The sequence below is a fragment of the Corynebacterium sp. HMSC27B11 genome (genome assembly GCF_001815985.1).
Classification (GTDB): domain Bacteria; phylum Actinomycetota; class Actinomycetes; order Mycobacteriales; family Mycobacteriaceae; genus Corynebacterium.
Genome location: NZ_KV823552.1, coordinates 143,991 through 162,800 on the forward strand (window position 1 = coordinate 143,991; position 18,810 = coordinate 162,800).

Here is an 18,810-nt window from a genome sequence, read left to right on the forward strand (position 1 = left end):
GTTTTTAGCCTTGAACTCCAAACGACGTGCGTGCAGGATCGGCTCAGTGTAACCAGCCGGCTGCTCCAGACCCTTAAACACCAGATCCTTAGCAGCCTGGAAAGCCACAGACTCGTCGAAGTTCGGCGCCATGTTGCGGTAGGCAGCATCCCCAGCGTTCTGCTGGTCGACCTTCGCGGCCATGCGCTGCAGGGAGTCGAGGACCTGCTCCTCGGTCACCACGCCGTGCTTCAGCCAATTAGCCAGGTGCTGGGAGTTAATGCGGCAGGTCGCGCGGTCCTCCATCAGGTCGATGTCGTGGATGTCCGGGATCTTGGAGCAACCAACACCCTGCTCCACCCAGCGGACCACATAACCCAGGATGGACTGGGAGTTATTGTCGATCTCCTCGGCGATCTCCTCAGCAGACCAATCAGCGGACTCCGCCACCGGCAGGGTAAGGATGTCGCCCAGGGTCTCGCGACGACCCTCGGTGCGCAGCTTGTCCTGCACCTCAAAAACATCCACCTCGTGGTAGTGGGTCGCGTGCAGCGTCGCACCAGTCGGGGACGGAACCCACGCGGTGGATGCACCCTCCTTCGGCTGACCGATCTTCTGTGCGAGCATGTCCGCCATCAGCTCGGTCTTGGCCCACATGCCCTTACCGATCTGAGCCTTACCCGGCAGACCGTGTGCCAGGCCAGCATCCACGTTGTTGTCCTCGTAGGCGATCTTCCACGGCGCGGTCTGCAGGACCGCCTTACGCACCATCGGGCCGGCCAGCATGGAAGTGTGAATCTCATCACCAGTGCGGTCCAGGAAGCCGGTGTTAATGAATGCCAGGCGCTCCTTAACCTCTGCGATGCAGGCATCCAGGTTGGCGGTGGTGCGACGCTCCTCATCCATCACACCGACCTTCAGGGTGAAGCGAGGCAGGTCCAGCAGGTCCTCCACGGCTGCGAACAGCTCGTTGGTGAAGGCAACCTCCTCCGGGCCGTGCTGCTTCGGCTTCACGATGTAGATCGAACCGGTACGGGAGTTACGCAGCGGGTTGTTCTCATCCAGACCCGGGATCGCAGCAGCCGAAGTAATAACGGCATCCATGATGCCCTCAAAGATCTCCTCGCCGTTCTGATCCAGGATCGCCGGGTTCTGCATCAGGTGGCCAACGTTACGCACGAACAGCAGGGAACGACCATGCAGACGCAGCTCCTCACCATCACGGGAGGTAAACACAGGATCCTCGTTGAGCTTACGAGTGAAGGTTCGCCCCGACTTGGTAATAGTTTTTGTCAGATTACCAACATTTAGCCCAAGCCAGTTGCGATAACCCAGAGTTTTATCCTCGGCATCCACAGCTGCCACTGAGTCTTCAAAATCGATAATTGTCGTCACTGCGGATTCGAGGTTCAGGTCCTTCACACCGGCCTTGTCGGTCTTGCCGATCGGGGACTCCGGGTCAATCTGGATGTCGATATGCAGACCGTTGTTGTACAGCAGAATGTCGGTCGGGTTGGCCTTGTCACCGCCGAAGCCGACGTAAACCTCGGGCTCGCGCAGGTGCACATCGTTGCCGTCGATGGTGGCGGTCAGCTGGCCAGACTCGACGGCGTACTTGGTGACGTCCTTGTGGGAACCGGACTCCAGCGGTACAACGCGGTCCAGGAACTCGCGACCCCACTCGATGACCTTGTCACCACGGACCTTGTTGTAACCAGTGCCCTTCTCCTGGCCGTTTTCCTCAGAGATAGCATCGGTGCCGTACAAAGCGTCGTACAGAGAACCCCAGCGGGCATTCGCCGCGTTCAGCGCGAAGCGGGCGTTCAACGCCGAAATAACCAGCTGTGGGCCGGAAGTCTCTGCGATCTCGCTATCTATATTCTGGGTCGTAATCTCAAAGTCGCCCGGCTCGTCAACCAGGTAGCCGATCTCCTTCAGGAAGGCCTTGTACTCCTCCGGATCCTGAGCACCCTTGTGATCCTCATACCAGGCGTCCATCTTCTTCTGCAGCTCGTCGCGAGTGTTCAGCAGCTCGCGGTTACGCGGGGTGTACTCCTCGACGATCTTGCCGAAGCCATCCCAGAACTTCTCCTGCTCCTCGGCGGAATCCTTCCCGATGACGGGAAGTAGCTCAGTGTTAACAAAGTCGTAGAGAGTCTTGGCGACCTGAAGACCGCCGGCTGTTACGCGCTCGGCACCTTGAGAATTAGTGGAACTAGAAATCATTGTAAAATACTCCTTTTCAGAAAACATCTAGCAAGATCGTCACATACCGAGAATATTGCTGGCTACATAATTCAGAATCATCTCCTCACTCACAGGTTCCGCTCGAAACAAACGGATCGGCCAAAAAATTCTGAGACGCGATAATCCCCCGCAAATCCATTGCCACCATGGGTCTGGGTCGCGCGATCAACGCCCTTTACCGCAGCCTTATCTGCAGCAAATTTTGAGTAATTCGCGCTAGCACCACAGTCTCTGTCAGAATCAAAATCTGAAGCCGTACGAAAAGTCATGTTCCGAGTCAACTTAATATCCATTTTGACCTCTGGGAGTGGCCGCGACGTGGCGTGATTGGTGGATATGGTGTTTACCAGCTCTGCTTCCCTGACAGACTTATCTTCTTGAAATATTCTTCTCAACACTTCGCGCCCGTTCAGCTGCAAAGTGAAACCAGCGCCAATCGGCTCCAGCGATTCGGCACTGCCAATCAGCTGAATCTCGTATCTTCCAGGATCCAAGAGATTAGCCAGCGCAAGACCAGCAATTCCTGCCCCTACAATGCCAATCTTCATTTTTAGGTAGTCCTTGTTTGGTCAATATAGCTCTGCCGGGCAAACACGGACCCCACCGCGACCATTAGAATCACCCCCAACGCCATGCAGAGGCTTGCAACCGGCAACCCGGTTAGATCGATGAGATATCCACCTGCCAGAGGGACAACACTCGCAGCGACATACGTACCCAAACTCAAAAGTGCCGTTGCTCCAGGCACCGAATCTTCGTGGACCTCTTGGTGGATGAGCCCAAAGCTGCCCAAATTACTAATCCCTTGCCCGGCACCTATAAGCACCGCGCTTAGAAGCAGGATCCATACGCTCTGTTGCGTCATTGCTATGCCAAAGCTGCACATCGCCAACGCGATTAGCACCAGAGAGAGCCTAATGTGCGCAAGGCTGTGGAGTCGACGGACTACACTTTGTGCGATCGGGCTAACCGCATACATACCTCCCGCAATCAGGCCAGCGCCCAGGGGACCGCTCGTTTCGCTAATTCCGTTGAGAAGTGTTGGGGATAGCGCCAAAACTATTCCAGCAGCCGTCATTCCCGGGCCAAAAGCTCCGAGACCAGCAATAACAACGCGGTTGTCTCTCCTCCCCAGCCCCTTGTGAGGCAACAAGTCTCGCCTGGGCTTACGCTCCGTCTCCGGCTCTGTTCCGACCACTACCAGCGATATTGCGAGAAGGAGAGCCATAAGAACGAAAACCGTCTTCGTTGGCCATGGAGCCAACTGCGCAACCACTCCTGCAAACAGGGGTCCGCCCGCCAACCCTATTGCGATACCTAACGTGGCCGTGAGCGTAGCTTTAGAGGATTCATCCTCACTAGCCATACCTTGCACAGCAGATGGCCCTAGCACCAAGAGAGTTCCGGAGCACAGACCCGTAAGGATCCGAGCCAGTAGCAGTACTGGAATGCTGTCCGCTAAGACGTATAAGAGACACGAAACAATACCGAGCACCACAGCCACTTGCTGCGTACGTTTCCTTCCCCAGCTATCGCTGAGCCCCGGCGCTAGCAGGAAGGCTGGCGCGAGCCCTCCAAGGTACATGATGAAGATGAGCGTCAATGTCCCTGCAGAGAAGCCAATATCCGCACGCCACAGTTCCATCAGCGGTGTTGCGAGGTTCGGCAGCATAAACCCAGCCACCAACGGGAACGCATACAAAGCTAAAGGGAGTGTGCGACGTGTCATACTCCAACACTAACCCCCTTAGGGGGTTAGTTCAAGGGGTACTCTAGATTTTATGAGCACTTCATCCACAGACCAGCTGCACCACCTTCCTTTTGTGTTTTATGGCGAGCGGCCCGCTCTTGACTTTGCGAATACGCTTCGGCGCCGTAAAGATCCGCTGCACCCTACGGTCGACCTTCTACACGATCGTTCTGACTTCGCCAGCTGGCTTAACCAAGCTCGCCGGGCAACGTCATGGGCCGGTGAACTTCCTGAGCTTGTGGAGGCTCCAACGCCGATTGATCAGGCAAGCGTTACGGCGATACGCGAGGCAGTTCTATTCTTGGCAGAGCATAGCCTCGGCATGAATACGCTCTCCTCATTCGAGTTAAACTCCAGAATCGATGTACTCAACGAATGGTCCGCTAGGCGGCCTTTACTTCAGTTGGACGCTCAGTCCTTCTCTCCACATCCGCTTCACAGTGAAGAGTCTGATCCGAGGAAAACGCTGGCAAAGAATCTTGAGCTGGAGCAGGCATTAGGTTTTGTCGCTGCCGATGCGGTTGCACTTTTCGGAACTAAAGACCGACAGCGATTGAAGATATGCGGCCACGAGCGTTGTGGAATTCTCTTCGAAGATCGCTCTAACGGCCTGCGTAGGCAGTGGTGCTCGATGAAGGACTGTGGCAATCGGGCTAAAGCCCGTCGCTACGCCCATAACAAGTAGCCCGAACCTTTAACCAGTGCCTACCCTGCAGCAGTCGAAAAGAAAGGTCCCGCCCCAAGGCTGCGTTAACAGCCTCAGAGACGGGACCTAGCTTGCTGAGGTTCGCGAGAACCAGCACCCCTAGATTTAACTAATTAGGCGATGCCGTTTTTAGCCTTGAACTCCAAACGACGTGCATGCAGGATCGGCTCGGTATAACCAGCCGGCTGCTCCAGGCCCTTAAACACCAAATCCTTCGCAGCCTGGAAAGCCACAGACTCGTCAAAGTCCGGCGCCATATCGCGGTAAGCAGCATCCCCAGCATTCTGCTGGTCAACCTTCGCAGCCATACGCTGCAGCGAGTCCAGAACCTGCTCCTCGGTCACCACACCGTGCTTCAGCCAATTGGCCAGGTGCTGGGAGTTAATGCGACAGGTCGCGCGGTCCTCCATCAGATCAATGTCGTGGATGTCCGGAATCTTGGAGCAACCAACACCCTGCTCCACCCAGCGGACCACGTAGCCCAGGATGGACTGGGAGTTGTTGTCGATCTCCTCGGCGATCTCCTCGGCAGACCAGTCGGCGGACTCGGCCACCGGCAGGGTAAGGATGTCGCCCAGGGTCTCGCGACGACCCTCGGTGCGCAGCTTGTCCTGCACCTCAAAAACATCCACCTCGTGGTAGTGGGTCGCGTGCAGCGTCGCACCAGTCGGGGACGGAACCCACGCGGTGGATGCACCCTCCTTCGGCTGACCGATCTTCTGTGCGAGCATGTCCGCCATCAGCTCGGTCTTGGCCCACATGCCCTTACCGATCTGAGCCTTGCCCGGCAGGCCGTGCTCCAGGCCGGCGTCGACGTTGTTGTCCTCGTAAGCGATCTTCCACGGCGCGGTCTGCAGGTCCGCCTTGCGAACCATTGGGCCGGCCAGCATCGAGGTGTGGATCTCATCACCGGTGCGGTCCAGGAAGCCGGTGTTAATGAATGCCAGGCGCTCCTTAACCTCTGCGATGCAGGCATCCAGGTTGGCGGTGGTGCGACGCTCCTCATCCATCACACCGACCTTCAGGGTGAAGCGAGGCAGGTCCAGCAGGTCCTCCACGGCTGCGAACAGCTCGTTGGTGAAGGCAACCTCCTCCGGGCCGTGCTGCTTCGGCTTCACGATGTAGATGGAGCCGGTGCGGGAGTTGCGGTGCGCGTTGTCCTTGTTCAGGCCCTCGATCGCGGCCGCGGAGGTGACGACGGCATCCATGATGCCCTCGAAGATCTCCTCACCATTGGCATCCAGGATCGCCGGGTTCTGCATCAGGTGGCCGACGTTACGGACGAACAGCAGAGAGCGGCCCTGCAGGCGCAGCTCGGAGCCGTCCTTGTCGGTGTAGTAGCGGTCCTCGTTGAGGGTACGGGAGAAGGTCTTGCCGTTCTTCTCGACTTCCTCGGAGAGGTCGCCGACGTTCAGGCCGAGCCAGTTGCGGTAGCCCAGGGTCTTGTCGGTGGCGTCGACGGCTGCGACGGAGTCCTCGAAGTCCATGATCGTGGTGATGGCGGACTCCATGAGGATGTCCTTCACGCCGGCCTTGTCGGTCTTGCCGATCGGGGACTCCGGATCGATCTGGATCTCGAAGTACAGGCCGTTGTTGCGGACCAGGATGCCGGACGGGTTGGACTCCTCGCCGGCGTAGCCCGCGTAGACCTCCGGGTTGCGCAGGTTGACCTGCTCGCCGTCGATCACACCGGTGATCTGGCCGGAGGTCACGGCGTACGTGGTGACGTCCTTGTGGGAGCCGGACTCCAGCGGGATGACGCGGTCCAGGAACTCACGACCCCACTCGATGACCTTGTCGCCACGGACCTTGTTATAGCTGCTGCCCTTCTCCTGGCCGTTCTCCTCGGAGATGGCATCGGTGCCGTAGAGGGCATCGTACAGGGAGCCCCAGCGAGCGTTCGCCGCATTCAGGGCGAAGCGGGCGTTGAGAATCGGGACGACCAGCTGCGGGCCGGCGGTCTCTGCGATCTCGCTATCGATGTTCTGGGTCGCGATCTCGAACTCGCCTGGCTCGTCGACCAGGTAACCGATCTCGCGGAGGAATGCTTCGTATTCCTTCGGATCCTGAGCGCCCTTGTGGTCGGTGTACCACTGGTCGAGCTTGGCCTGCAGCTCATCGCGCTTGGCCAGCAGCTCCTTGTTGCGCGGGGTGAACTTCTCGACGATCTCGCCGAAGCCATCCCAGAACTTCTTCTGGTTATCCTCGCCGGACTTACCAGCCTTCGGAAGAACCTCGTTATTCACGAAGTCATAGAGAACCTTGGCGACCTGGAGGCCACCAGCGCTGACGCGTTCGGTCTGCTGAGTCTGGGCCATATTCGACTCCTTTATGTTGCGGTTTCCCATGTGTAGTACCCCTCCCACATTAGGTGACCTCGATCACGAAAGAGGCAAACCGGCCCACGAGCGAACAGCGACTACCCCCGTTCGCTGGCGAAAAGCAAAATTTTTCGTTGAACAATATCCCGAGTTACCCCCGGATGAAAGATCTCAACGCCCCGCATCACCCCTGCACGAGAGACAAATCACACCACAACGGGAAAAATCTGAACAGATCGAACTTTGCAAACTTTGCAAAAAGGGCGAGTACCCCCACACAATTCACTCGCTCGCACCCCGTTGACGTGCAGGAATGCTTTGGTAGAGTGGCCTGTGACACACAAGGTCGAGCCCTTCAACCAGGTTTTACACCGGGATTATCGGCCCGACTTGAGCGTCGTACGGCCTCAGAGGTTCGTACTGTTAGGCACAATTCTCCACCAACAAAGGGAGTGACATCACATGTCGACTGTCGGAACTCCACGTACCGCAGCTGAAATCCAGAAGGACTGGGACGAGAACCCGCGCTGGGCACAGGTCAAGCGTGACTACACCGCTGAGCAGGTTGCAGAGCTCCAGGGCAACGTCCTCGAGGAGCACACCCTCGCACGCCGCGGCGCTGAGATCCTCTGGGAGGCCGTCAACAAGGGCGACGACTCCTACATCAACGCTCTGGGCGCACTGACCGGTAACCAGGCTGTCCAGCAGGTCCGCGCTGGCCTGAAGGCTGTCTACCTCTCCGGTTGGCAGGTCGCAGGTGACGCCAACCTCTCTGGCCACACCTACCCGGACCAGTCCCTGTACCCGGCAAACTCCGTGCCGAACGTTGTTCAGCGCATCAACAACGCTCTGATGCGTGCCGACGAGATCGCTCGCGTCGAGGGCGACGACTCCGTCGAGAACTGGCTCGTCCCGATCGTCGCTGACGGTGAGGCCGGCTTCGGTGGCGCTCTGAACGTCTACGAGCTGCAGAAGGCCATGATCAAGGCTGGCGCCGCTGGCTCCCACTGGGAGGACCAGCTCGCTTCCGAGAAGAAGTGTGGCCACCTGGGCGGCAAGGTCCTGATCCCGACCCAGCAGCACGTTCGTACCCTGAACGCTGCTCGTCTGGCAGCTGACGTTGCTAACACCCCGACCCTGGTCGTCGCACGTACCGACGCCGAGGCTGCAACCCTGCTGACCTCCGACGTCGATGACCGCGACAAGCCGTTCCTGACCGGCGGCCGCACCGCTGAGGGCTTCTACAACGTCCAGAACGGCATCGAGCCATGCATCGCTCGTGCGAAGGCATACGCTCCGTACGCTGACCTCATCTGGATGGAGACCGGCACCCCGGACCTCGAGCTGGCTAAGAAGTTCGCCGAGGCAGTCCGCGAGGAGCACCCAGACCAGCTGCTGGCCTACAACTGCTCCCCGTCCTTCAACTGGTCCGCACACCTCGAGGCAGACGAGATCGCCAAGTTCCAGAACGAGCTGGGCGCAATGGGCTTCAAGTTCCAGTTCATCACCCTGGCTGGCTTCCACGCCCTGAACTACTCCATGTTCGACCTGGCTTACGGCTACGCTCGCGAGCAGATGACCGCATTCGTCGACCTGCAGAACCGCGAGTTCAAGGCTGCCGAGGAGCGCGGCTTCACCGCCGTCAAGCACCAGCGCGAGGTCGGTGCAGGCTACTTCGACGCCATCGCAACCACCGTCGACCCGAACTCCTCCACCACCGCTCTGAAGGGCTCCACCGAGGAGGGCCAGTTCTAATTAAGGAACTGACCGCCTAGCGCACCGGCCACCACGCACCACAACAACGGCCGCGCGCTAGCACCACCCAGCCGGGTGGGAACCACATCACTGTGGCTTCCCACCCGGCTTCGCGTTTTCCGCTAGCCTCCGCCATTACGAAGCCCAGTCCACCAACCCAAGCCACAACCAACCCAAGCCCCGAAGGGAAGCCATGAGCCCCACCCAACACCCATTCCTCGACAAGACCCACCCCGAGACTTATAAGGCACTCGCCGGCGTGACCCGCCACGTCCGCCGCGCAGAACGCGCAGCGGGCCTCAGCCGCGCACTCACCGAGCTGGTCAACGTGCGCGTCTCCCAGCTCAACGGCTGCCCCGCCTGCCTGAGTGTGCACGTCCCCGCCGCCCGGCGCGCGGGCGTATCCGAGCTCACACTCGACCTCCTGCCCAGCTGGCAGGACGCCGAGGTCTACACCGAGGAAGAACGCATCGCCCTCGAGCTCGCCGAGGCGTTGACCATCGGCCGCAGCACCACCGGAACAATCAGCGGCCCGGAGCTGGTGGACGTCCAGAACCGGGCACTACGCACCCTGGGTGAGGAGAAGTTCACCGCCCTGGAGTGGGCGATCATCACGATCAACGCCTTCAACCGCGTCTCCATCGCCAGCGGCCACCCGCCCCACGAGGCCAATTACTCCTAAGGCGTGCCCCTCGCACAACGGCGAACCCAACCGTGCAATAAGAAATGGGCGCCCCACCCCGGGGCGCCCATCACTTTTTCTCGCTGCTAGCTGCAGCGCACGATCGGCTGCGGATCGTAGACCGTGGTCTGCGTCTCGCGCTTGATCTCCTTGCCGCGCAGGTCCTTGATCACGCGGGTATCCGTGACCGTGAAGCCTGGCGCACCACCCGACGGGATGCACTTATCGCCCTTGCCCTTGCGGACCTCCGGCTTCGTGGGGTTGGTGCGGGATCCCGCGATGGACTCCACCTCAACCTGCTTCACGCCGCGCATCCGCACGGTCACGCTATCCGAGCCCGCCGAGGCCTCGATCAGCACCGGGGTATCGAATGGGTTCTTGAACTGCAGGTCGATCGCGCCCTCGAAGACCGTGGCCTCACGGCCGGCCGGGTAGCGGGAGATGTAGTAGGAGTGCGGCGTGTGGGCCACGTCCTCCATGCCCGCAAAGTAGGAGGCGTTGTACAGCGTGGTGGCGAACTGGGAGATGCCGCCACCCACGGCCTCGCCTGCCTGACCGTCGATGATGATGCCGGACTCCACGAAGCCCTGTTCCTTGCCACGCGGCCCGGTGTGGCCGTTCAGGCTGAAGGTCTCTCCCGGCAGGACAATAGCCCCGTCGACCATCTCCGCGACGCGGCGGATGTTCACGCCGGAGGAGGCGCTGAATCCGTGGGTCGTGAAGCTGCTGACCACGTCGTCGAAGTGGGCCTTCTCGGCCTCCTCGGTCGTGTACTCGGCCTTCTTGTCTTCGTAGAAGACCTTGTGCTCGCGGTGCTTTACATCCAGCACCTTCTTGCCCAGGTCTCCCAGGGTCTTGTCCCACTCGATCTCCACGCCGTCCTGGTGCGGGATGACCTCAATGTCGCGGCCCTTGAAATTGAAGCCCGCGTTGCGAAACTCCACCTCGGTCTCCGCGAGCTGCGGCTGCAGGATCTTCTTCGCCGCCTCAGTGGAGTACACCGGCTCGAAGGTGCCCGTGCCCGGCTTCTTGCCCGGCTTCTCGTTGAAGCTGACGACATGCGCCATATCTTCCGGGCGTAGGGTGCCGTCCACGTGGTCCCGTCCCTTGAAGACGACGTCGCCGCTGGTGGCCGGCTTGATGACCTTCTCCACCATCTCTTCCGCCGCGGACTTCGGGATATTGGACTTCACGACGTCCGCGTCGACGTGCACGGTGCGGTCCTTGTTCAGCCAGTGTTCCCGGACCCGCGCGTCGACCAGGTCTCGGTTGACGGTCTGTCCCGGCTTATCGGCGACGACCTTCGGCTTGCCCTTCTCCGTGATGGAGACGTGCGCGTTCTCTGGCTCGCGGGTGAGCTCATCGGTCACGCGGCGCAGCGTCGTCGCGAGGGGTCCCTCGTGGAACTGGGAGACGATGCCGACCTCGCGGGTCTGGAAGAAGCTGCGGATGCGGGTGATCGGGTTCAGCGGCTGCTGCCCCGCTTGATCGACGGTCTTGGACCAGTCGACCTGCAGGCCGGAGTCGCGCGGGTCGACGATGCTGGACATGTTGCCCGCGTTAACGGTCACCGGCTGGCGCACGACGTCGCCGAGGTTATTGACGAGGCGCTGTTCCGCCTGGTCCTTCGGCAGCCCGCCGATGTCCACCCCGCCCACGGTCACGCCGCGGGGCACCTTGCCCTCACTCATGGCGTAGTCCACTCCGTAGAGGACCCCGCCGAGGCCGAGGAGAATAAGGAGTCCCCAGGCGAACAGGGGCCAGCGGCGGCGCTTGTGGCGCGGCTTTATAGTCTTCTTTTTCGCAGCTGCCGCCATGACGGCGTACCTTCCTAGTTCGATTCCTTAATAGGCAGGGTGCGGCTCCATCTAGCGTGTGAAGATGCCCGCACCCAGCAATAAGGCACAGTCTATAGGCCGACCAGCGTTTCTAGGAACTTTCTCAGGTCTTTAACTTCCGCACTATCGCTGGGTTTTCAGGCTATCCACGGCCTGGGTTTTCCGTTTCTTGCGCAGGAGGGGTGAGCCGTTCGGCGCTGCGCTGGGCTTGTTCGGGTGCGATCTCCCCGCGTCGGATCGCCTCGGTCACCGCGTTAATGAGTTCGGTCAGGTCGAATTCGCCGGCCGCTGTCAGCCCCTGATCCGCGCCCGCGGAAAGGGCCACGACAACCGCTTCTGCACCTGGGTAGTGGTCGGTGACCGCGCGCATCCCGGTGAGGTCGTCGGTATAGACGACCCCCTGGTAGCCGCCGAAGCCCTCCCAGCCCTTGCGGAGCAACCCATAGGTGGCTGGGCTGACTGAGGCCGGCTCGTCGGGGTTCAGCCCCGGCGCCTGGACGTGCCCCATCATCACCTCGACCCCCGGAATCTCCAGCAGCTCAGCGAAGGGCTTCAGGTCAGCCTGCTTGAGCTGCTCCACCGGCGGGACGAAGACCTCACCGGTGTGGGAATCCCCGTTGGCGTGGCCATGGCCTGGGAAGTGCTTGAGCACCGGGGTGATGCCAGCATCCAGGAGGCCCTCCACGTAGGCGCGGGCATAGCGGGCCACGACCTGCGGGTCGGAGCCGAAGGAACGCGAGCCGATCGCGTTGTCCTCGATGTTCTCGCCACCAGCCAGGTCGATGGAGGGGGCGAAGTCCACGGTGAATCCCAGCTCAGCCATCTTCCGGCCGTGCTCCGCCATCATGTCTCGCACCTGCTCAGGAGTCATGGTGCGGGCCATGTCCCGGGGCGCAGGCAGGGTGCCGATCAGCTCGGCGAGCCGCTGGACCATCCCGCCCTCCTCGTCGACGGATACCCGCAGCGGCTCCCCCGCCCGGCGCTGCAGCGCGGCGATGCTCCGCTCGGGATCGCCCTGCCCATTGAGCATGCTGAAGTCCGACCCCGTCCCGAAGAAGAGGTGCCGCACCCCGGCGTCCACGGCCGCCCGCGCGCTCTCGAAGTCCGTCACCCCGACCGCGAGGAGTTTCGGCGCGAGCTCCTCGGCCGGCACCTGCGGTGCCGGCGGCGTGGTCTCTGAGGCGCTGGCCGGGGACGTCGTCGTCATAGAAGAAGACGGGGCGGAAGAGGGAGCGGGATCCTCGTCCCCAGCAGAACAGCCGGCAGCCAGGCTGAGACCGGTGACCAGGACAGCAGCGGCGGCGGGACGCGCCGTCCCACTGCGGAAACGGGGAAGAAGGGAAAGACGGGAAGTCATCATTCCAACGTACTAACCTGGGGAGAAGAGCAACAAGTGTTGGCATGAAGCCGGCAACCCGAAACGAGGAAGGCATACCGTGACTGATCCCGCCCAGACCGCCCAGGATGCATCCACCCCCTCCCCGCAGCCAGAGGCGCAGGAAGGCAGCACCGGCAGCCTGAAGGGCGATACCGTCCTCATTGCCTACGACGGCAGCGAGCAAGCTAAGGCGGCCATCGATTACGCCGGGCGCTTCCTGTCCGCGAATAACGCCTACATCCTCACCGTGTGGGAGCCCATCCACCGCCAGGCCGCCCGTGCCGCGGGTATGAGCGGGATGATGCAGCACGATTGGTCGGTGGACTCGCCGGAGGAAAACGAGAACGAGGACCCCGCATATTCCGAGGCTGTGGCCACCTGCCGGGAAGGTGTGGAGTTTGCTCGCAAAAACGGCTTTGCCACCGAACCCTTTTTGGTAGAGTCTGAAACAGCCATCTGGAGCGCCATCGTCGACGCTGCAGAAGAGCTCGATGTAGACATCATCGTCACTGGTTCCCGGACGCTGAGCGGGTGGAAGTCCATCCTGCAGTCCAGCGTCTCCGACAGCATCGTGAAGAATGCTGGTCGGCCAGTGCTTATCGTCCCGGCAGCCGAGGACGATTAAGGACTTGGGGTTCACCACTACATAAGTCCACAACACCCGATGCCCACCCCTCTCCGGCTGGAGAGGAACGGCACCACGACGACGCTTTAAGGATTCCCATGCCATTCGAGAACGACTCCGCACCACGCCGCACCGTCGGCCCGGCCATCGCCGCTATCGTTTCGGGCGCCATCCTCGGTGGCCTCGTCGCTTTTGGCGCTGGCGCTGCCGCCGATAACACGAGCCTGCCTTCCGCAGAGGCTGTCGCCGTCGACCAGGACAGCGCCTTCCTGGGTGCGGTGCAGTACGGCGGCCGCGTCGAGAGCTAGCTCAACGCTGCACACTATTCGCTAGGTGAAGGCCCCCGTCCACTCGAGCATGCGCAGCCGCGCGTGGCTGTTGTGCGCCATCGGGTGGCTGGCCTTCGCCTTTCTCCAAGCCCCTGGGCTATCGGTCGCTGATACCAAGCTCGACCTGATTCAGAACCCCTGGGGCTTTCTTTCCCAAGCGCTCCAGCCGTGGACTGAGGTGTTCCCGCTGGGGCAGCTCCAGAACCAGGCCTACGGGTACCTCTTCCCGCACGGCCTGTTTTTTGCGCTCTTTTCCTGGCTGCCCGCCTGGGTTACCCAGCGCCTGTGGTGGGCACTCCTGCTGTTCCTGGCCTTCGCGGGGATGGTCCGGCTGCTGGAGAAGCTGCCGGTCGGGAACAACTTCTCCCGCATCGTGGCGGGCGTGCTCTTCGCGCTCTCTCCTCGGGTGCTCACCACCTTGGGCGCAATTTCTTCCGAGGCCTGGGTGTGCGCGCTGGCACCGTGGGTGCTGCTGCCTCTCGTCGACGTGCTGCGGCCGCGAGCCGGGGCTGGCACCGGAGCTGATGCCGGTGACGTTTCCACCGCGGATTCCACCGGCCGTGCCCTGAGCGCCGAGGACAAGGTGCTGTTGCGCCGGGCCGCACTGCGCAGCGCGGTGGCGGCCCTGTGCATGGGCGCGGTCAACGCCGTGGCCACCGCCGTGGCGATCCTGCCGGCGGTGATCTTCTGGCTCGCCGCCTGGCTGCGCCGCGACTCCCGGGGACCAGTGGCCTACTTCAGCCGCTGGTGGGTGCCCGCTGGGCTGGCCGTCTGCTTCTGGTGGGTCGGCCCGCTGCTGATCCTGGGCCGCTACTCCCCGCCTTTCACGGACTACATCGAGTCCAGTTCTCTGACCACCCGCTGGCTGAACCTGCTGGAGAACCTGCGGGGCACGACCAGCTGGGTTCCCTTCCTCTCCTCCGAGCGCGTGGCCGGTGCCGCTTTGGTCGGCGAGCCGGTGTTCATCCTGGCCACCCTCGCGGTGGCGCTGCTCGGCCTGTGGGGGCTTGCCCGGCGCGATCTTCCAGCCGCTGGGGTCTGGCTGAGCATGCTGGGCGTGGGGCTGGCTGCGCTCGGAGTCGCGGTGGATCCCTTCTCCCTGCTGTCCGGCGGGGCGCGGTCCTTCCTCGACGGCGCTGGTGCCGCGCTGCGCAACCTGCACAAATTCGACGTCCTGGTGCGACTGCCGCTGATGGTCGGCGTGGCCCACGCGCTTCGGCATGTGCAGATCCCCGGCCGGGACCGAGCGGGCATGAACCAGTGGCGCCACCCGGAGAAGAACCCGCACGTGGTGAAGGTGTTCGCCGCCGTGCTCCTGACCGTGCTGGCCACCGCCCCCGGCTGGTCCGGCCGGATCGCCCCGGCCGATGGCTTCCGCGAGGTGCCGCAGTACTGGCGGGAGGCCGCGGACTGGCTGAATGAGCACAGCAACCAGCCGGAAGACGGTCGCGTCATGCTGCTCCCCCAGGCACGTTTCGGCCGCCAGACCTGGGGCAACACTCGCGACGAGCCCGCCCAGCCGCTGCTGGATGTGCCGTGGGTGGTGCGCGACTCCGTGCCACTCGTGCAGCCGGATGCCATCCGCGGGCTGGACGGCGTGCAGCGCGAGGTACACTCCGGGCGCCCCCTGCCCACCCTGGCCGCGACCCTGCGCTCCCAGGGTGTGGGCCACGTGCTGGTGCGCACGGACCTGACGGTGGCGGCGGATACCCCGGGAGCGCATTCGGTGCTGCGCACGCTGCGGCGCTCGGGTGGCTTCCGCGAGGTCGCGACCTTCGGCGACGAGAAGGCTCCGGAGGTGCGCGTCTTCGCCGTTACCCCCGAGCAGGCTGGCGGGGACGCACCGCAACCGGCCGGTGGGCTACGGGAGATCGACGCCGAGCAGGTGGAGATCGTCTATGCGGGGCCCGAGGCCCTCCCCCGGCTGGATGCTGCCGACCGCGCCCTGGGCCGCACCGATGCTCCGCGCGTGCGGGCGCTCCACCAGCAGCTCGCTGGCAGCGGCACGGGCGCGGATGCCTTCGCCGACCGCGGCCCGCAGACCCTCACCGACACGCCCGCCCGGCGCGATCACAACTACGGCAACGTGACCAACGCGGATTCCGAGATCCGCGCCCCCAAGGATTCGACCCGGGTGCTCAACCCGGTGCGGGACTACCCGCTGACCAGCGTGGCAGAGGGCGCGGACCCAGCGAACCACGACGAGCACCCACTGACTGAGGTGCTCGCCACCGGGGGCAAGGTCCGGGCGAGCAGCACCGCGGCCGACCCCACGGGCTTCGGCGGGGCCGATACCCGCCGTTCGCTCACCGCCGCAGTGGATGGCAACCCGGATACCGCGTGGTACCCCAGCCCGGGGCGCGCGATCGGCCAGTACCTGGAACTGGAGCTGGACGAGCCGCACCGGGGTCTCAGCGTCTCCCTGCTCACCCAGGGCGCGGATGCGCGCATCCATGCGGAGAGCTTCCGCAGCGATGCCGGGGATAGCCCGCTGGGCAGCACGACGGTGACGGTCAAGGCCGGCGAGGCCACGCGCATCGCGATCCCGGGCGGCAGGGGCGATCGGGTGCGCCTCCAGCTGCTGGGCAGCTTCTCGGACGTGGGCTTCTCGGAGGTCGAGGTCTTCGCCACGGACGGCGGCGGGGCGGCCCAGGATGTCACGCCCCGGCGGGTGCCCACCGTCCCGGTGCTGGACGGTTCCTCGGCGCGCTACCTCAACCGCTTCGTTTTCGGCCAGGAGGTCCCGGAGCACTCCATGGTGCGGGAGTTCACGGTGCCGGAGCACCTCGCGGGCCAGGAGCTGGTGCTCCACACCGCGGGCTGCGAGAATTCATCGTCGCGCGCGGAGTCTGCGGTCGTCACCGTCGACGGGGAGGATTACCGCTGCGGGGAGAAGCTCTCTCTTTCGGAAGGACGTCACCGCCTGGCCACGACGGCGCGCTGGGCCGCCCTCTCCGTGGCTGAACCGCTGTACGCGGAGGCGGTTTCCGAGGCTCCCGCGGCCGATGCTCTGCCGGTGGTCTCCCAGGACGGTGGCTCTGGCGGTGACGACCGCTTCCACCTGGGGTATTCCTCGGAGCAGCGGGTGGTGTTCCTGCCTTCCAACGCCAACCCGGGTCGGGTGGCCACCCTGCACGTGGCGGATCCCGAAGGTTCCCGCGAGATTCGCCTGCACCCGATGGTGATCAACGGCTGGCAGCAGGGCTGGGTGGTTCCCGCAGGTGTGAGCGGCACGATCGCGCTCAGCTTCGCGGCCACCGGTTTTTACCAGGCCTGGCTGGCTGCGGGCCTGGTGTTGGCGCTCGCGGTCGTGCTGGCCTGGGCGCTGGCGGAGCGGCGCGCTCGCCGACTGGGCAGCCGGGCGGGCATCCCGGCAGCGGCAGCGGTTGGGGCGTCGGCACATTCGAGCGAGGTCACCGCGGCGGCCGACGAGGTATCCGCTGAGCCCGCCGACGAGGCTCAGGTCGAGGCCAGCGCCGCAGCCCACAGCGCCACCCCGCTCAACCGGGCCCAGCGCGGCGCGGCGCTGCTCGCCACCGTGGCCCTGGCGTTCCTGCTGGCCGGCATCCCGGGCCTGGTGCTCGCGGTGGTGCTGGCCCTGCTGCAGCTGGTGTTCGCCCGGCCTGGCATCCAGCGCTGGGCCGAGCAGCGCCCCATCCTCCGGTCCCTGCCGACCGGGGGCGTGCTGCGCATCGTCGCCGGCTCGGGCGCGTTCCTGGCAGCCGTGTTCGCGGCGCAGGGCCCGTGGACCGGTCGCCACTACGCCGGGGACTCCTGGGTGGTTCAGCTGGCGCTGCTGGCGGTTGTGCTCGCCGTGTACTTCGCCCACATCTTGTTGATCCCCACCCGGGCGGGCTCCTCCACCAAGGCATAGCTCAGCGCGGCGACCGGCACGGTCAGCACGAAGGTCGCGATCATCACGATCACCGTGTGGACGTGATTGCCGCTAAACATCGGGACCCCCAGCAGCGGGAAGACCACCGAGAGGATCGCGATGTGCCAGAGGAAGATCGCATAGGACCAGCGCCCCAGCGCCTGCATTGGCGCGGACTCCAGGAATGCCGAGCGTGGCGCCAACGCATAGGGGGTAATCAGAGCGGCGGCGAAGACCGTGCCGTAAATCGTGCGGCGCGCGAACTCAGCCGGGGTGGCCTGCACCAGCCCCTGCGGGCCATCCATGGCCGCGACCACCAGCGCCGCCAGTGCGATCAGCCAGAACAGCGGCCGCAGCCGGTACAGTGCCGCCACCAACCGACGGCTGCGCTCCGGGTTGCCCAGCACCCAGGCCTCCGCCTCCGCGGAGAGGAACCCGATCGCGAACCAGGCCGCGAACGCCGGGGGCATCGTGTGCGGGTTCACCCGCCCCGGCTCCAGCTCCCCGGTGAAGGGCGGCAGGAAGGCCCAGTAGTAGCTGATGAGCCCGAGCGCGGCGATGACGAGCACCCGGCGCCAGCGGGGCTGTTTCCCAATCAGCAGGGCGATCAGCGGGAGCACGAGGTAGAAGGTCAGCTCGACGGACAGCGACCACAGGTGCGTCATGCCGCCGACCAGGCCGTCGGCGAAGTAGACCTGCGCCATGAGCAGGTTCTCCACGATCTGCTTGGCCGAGGGGTTATCGGCGACCGGCAGGAAGAGGAAGACGAAGAGCATCATCACCCAGGCCGCCGGCATGATGCGCCCCAGGCGCTTGACGTAGTAGCTGGCCACGCCCCGCCGGTTGCGGAATTGCACGTGCTGGCGGCGCCACAGCAGGAAGCCGGAGAGGGCGAAGAACACAGGCACGAAGAAGTCCGTGCGCGCCATGATCTGGTTGATCAGCGAGCCAGTGTCCGTGCCGGTCTGGAAGGCCACGTGGGTGATGATGATCCCCGAACACGCGATCGCGCGGAGCCCCTCCAGGGAGGGCAGGAAGGGGGTCTTGGGGTGGGCCGTCGTCGGCACTGAACCAATTCCCGACGGTGCCACGGTTCCCGACGGTGCCACGGTTCCCGAGGACGACGTCGTGGGGGCCCCAGACGTTGCGCTGGACGACGTCGCGGACGGTGCGGACGGCCCCGTCTCTGAAGCCTTCTCCGACGCGGATGCAGAGCGCATACTCACCCTCCTCGAGGTAATCATGGGCGCGCCGGTGGATTAAAACCACCGTGACGGGCGGGTTCCTGGCCGTTCATTTTAAGCTTCCGGCGAGTACTTGAGGGCT

At 63.6% G+C, this 18,810-nt stretch carries 14 protein-coding genes; 7 read left to right on the plus strand and 7 right to left on the minus strand.

Annotation, left to right across the window (positions count from 1 at the left end):
• From HMPREF3097_RS04265 to HMPREF3097_RS04270, 3 genes are all read right to left on the minus strand, one after another.
• On the minus strand, positions 1-2,205 hold a 2,205-nt coding region (locus HMPREF3097_RS04265), incomplete at its 3' end, for a malate synthase G (RefSeq protein WP_070761221.1).
• 89 nt (positions 2,206-2,294) lie between these two features.
• On the minus strand, positions 2,295-2,774 hold the full coding sequence (locus HMPREF3097_RS09485) for an acyl-CoA dehydrogenase family protein (protein ID WP_083317943.1): 480 nt from the start codon (positions 2,772-2,774) through the stop codon (positions 2,295-2,297).
• A gap of 2 nt (positions 2,775-2,776) precedes the next feature.
• Positions 2,777-3,955 carry an MFS transporter gene (locus HMPREF3097_RS04270; RefSeq protein WP_070761173.1) on the minus strand — a complete coding sequence of 393 codons (1,179 nt, stop codon included), beginning with the start codon at positions 3,953-3,955 and terminating at the stop codon, positions 2,777-2,779.
• Between the two features lie 52 nt (positions 3,956-4,007).
• Here HMPREF3097_RS04270 and HMPREF3097_RS09490 point away from each other — a divergent pair, with 52 nt between their 5' ends.
• Positions 4,008-4,661, plus strand: a complete 654-nt coding sequence (locus tag HMPREF3097_RS09490) for a CGNR zinc finger domain-containing protein (RefSeq protein ID WP_083317944.1) — start codon at positions 4,008-4,010, stop codon at positions 4,659-4,661.
• A 134-nt stretch (positions 4,662-4,795) separates the two neighbouring features.
• Here HMPREF3097_RS09490 and HMPREF3097_RS04275 read toward each other — a convergent pair whose 3' ends face one another.
• Positions 4,796-7,000, minus strand: coding sequence for a malate synthase G (locus HMPREF3097_RS04275; RefSeq protein ID WP_070761175.1), 2,205 nt, complete (start codon positions 6,998-7,000; stop codon positions 4,796-4,798).
• A 465-nt stretch (positions 7,001-7,465) separates the two neighbouring features.
• Here HMPREF3097_RS04275 and aceA point away from each other — a divergent pair, with 465 nt between their 5' ends.
• Both aceA and HMPREF3097_RS04285 read left to right on the plus strand, forming a co-directional pair.
• Entirely contained in the window at positions 7,466-8,758 is a 1,293-nt protein-coding gene (gene aceA, locus HMPREF3097_RS04280; protein WP_070761177.1) for an isocitrate lyase, read from the plus strand.
• A gap of 193 nt (positions 8,759-8,951) precedes the next feature.
• On the plus strand, positions 8,952-9,440 hold the full coding sequence (locus tag HMPREF3097_RS04285) for a carboxymuconolactone decarboxylase family protein (protein ID WP_070761178.1): 489 nt from the start codon (positions 8,952-8,954) through the stop codon (positions 9,438-9,440).
• An 86-nt stretch (positions 9,441-9,526) separates the two neighbouring features.
• Here HMPREF3097_RS04285 and HMPREF3097_RS04290 read toward each other — a convergent pair whose 3' ends face one another.
• Positions 9,527-11,257 carry a VanW family protein gene (locus HMPREF3097_RS04290; protein WP_070761186.1) on the minus strand — a complete coding sequence of 577 codons (1,731 nt, stop codon included), beginning with the start codon at positions 11,255-11,257 and terminating at the stop codon, positions 9,527-9,529.
• Between the two features lie 163 nt (positions 11,258-11,420).
• Complete coding sequence (locus HMPREF3097_RS04295; RefSeq protein ID WP_070761188.1) at positions 11,421-12,638, minus strand: glycoside hydrolase family 3 N-terminal domain-containing protein; 1,218 nt, start codon at positions 12,636-12,638, stop codon at positions 11,421-11,423.
• Positions 12,639-12,714: 76 nt separating this feature from the next.
• Here HMPREF3097_RS04295 and HMPREF3097_RS04300 point away from each other — a divergent pair, with 76 nt between their 5' ends.
• The 3 genes from HMPREF3097_RS04300 (at position 12,715) to HMPREF3097_RS04310 (ending at position 17,484) form a co-directional block, all read left to right on the plus strand.
• The gene (locus HMPREF3097_RS04300) at positions 12,715-13,281 is read left to right on the plus strand and encodes a universal stress protein (RefSeq protein WP_083317945.1); all 567 of its coding nucleotides are present in this window, start codon (positions 12,715-12,717) and stop codon (positions 13,279-13,281) included.
• A gap of 98 nt (positions 13,282-13,379) precedes the next feature.
• Positions 13,380-13,589, plus strand: a complete 210-nt coding sequence (locus tag HMPREF3097_RS04305; protein ID WP_070761189.1) for a DUF2613 domain-containing protein — start codon at positions 13,380-13,382, stop codon at positions 13,587-13,589.
• 25 nt (positions 13,590-13,614) lie between these two features.
• Complete coding sequence (locus tag HMPREF3097_RS04310; protein ID WP_246821273.1) at positions 13,615-17,484, plus strand: DUF3367 domain-containing protein; 3,870 nt, start codon at positions 13,615-13,617, stop codon at positions 17,482-17,484.
• On the opposite strand, the gene HMPREF3097_RS09495 is transcribed toward HMPREF3097_RS04310, so the two are convergent.
• On the minus strand, positions 17,394-18,551 hold the full coding sequence (locus HMPREF3097_RS09495) for an acyltransferase family protein (RefSeq protein WP_246821274.1): 1,158 nt from the start codon (positions 18,549-18,551) through the stop codon (positions 17,394-17,396). The genes HMPREF3097_RS04310 and HMPREF3097_RS09495 overlap by 91 nt on opposite strands.
• On the opposite strand from HMPREF3097_RS09495, the gene HMPREF3097_RS09925 reads away from it, so the two are divergent.
• A complete protein-coding gene (locus HMPREF3097_RS09925; protein WP_246821275.1) occupies positions 18,529-18,747 on the plus strand; it encodes a hypothetical protein in 219 nt (72 codons plus the stop codon). The genes HMPREF3097_RS09495 and HMPREF3097_RS09925 overlap by 23 nt on opposite strands.
• Positions 18,748-18,810: the final 63 nt, after the last annotated feature.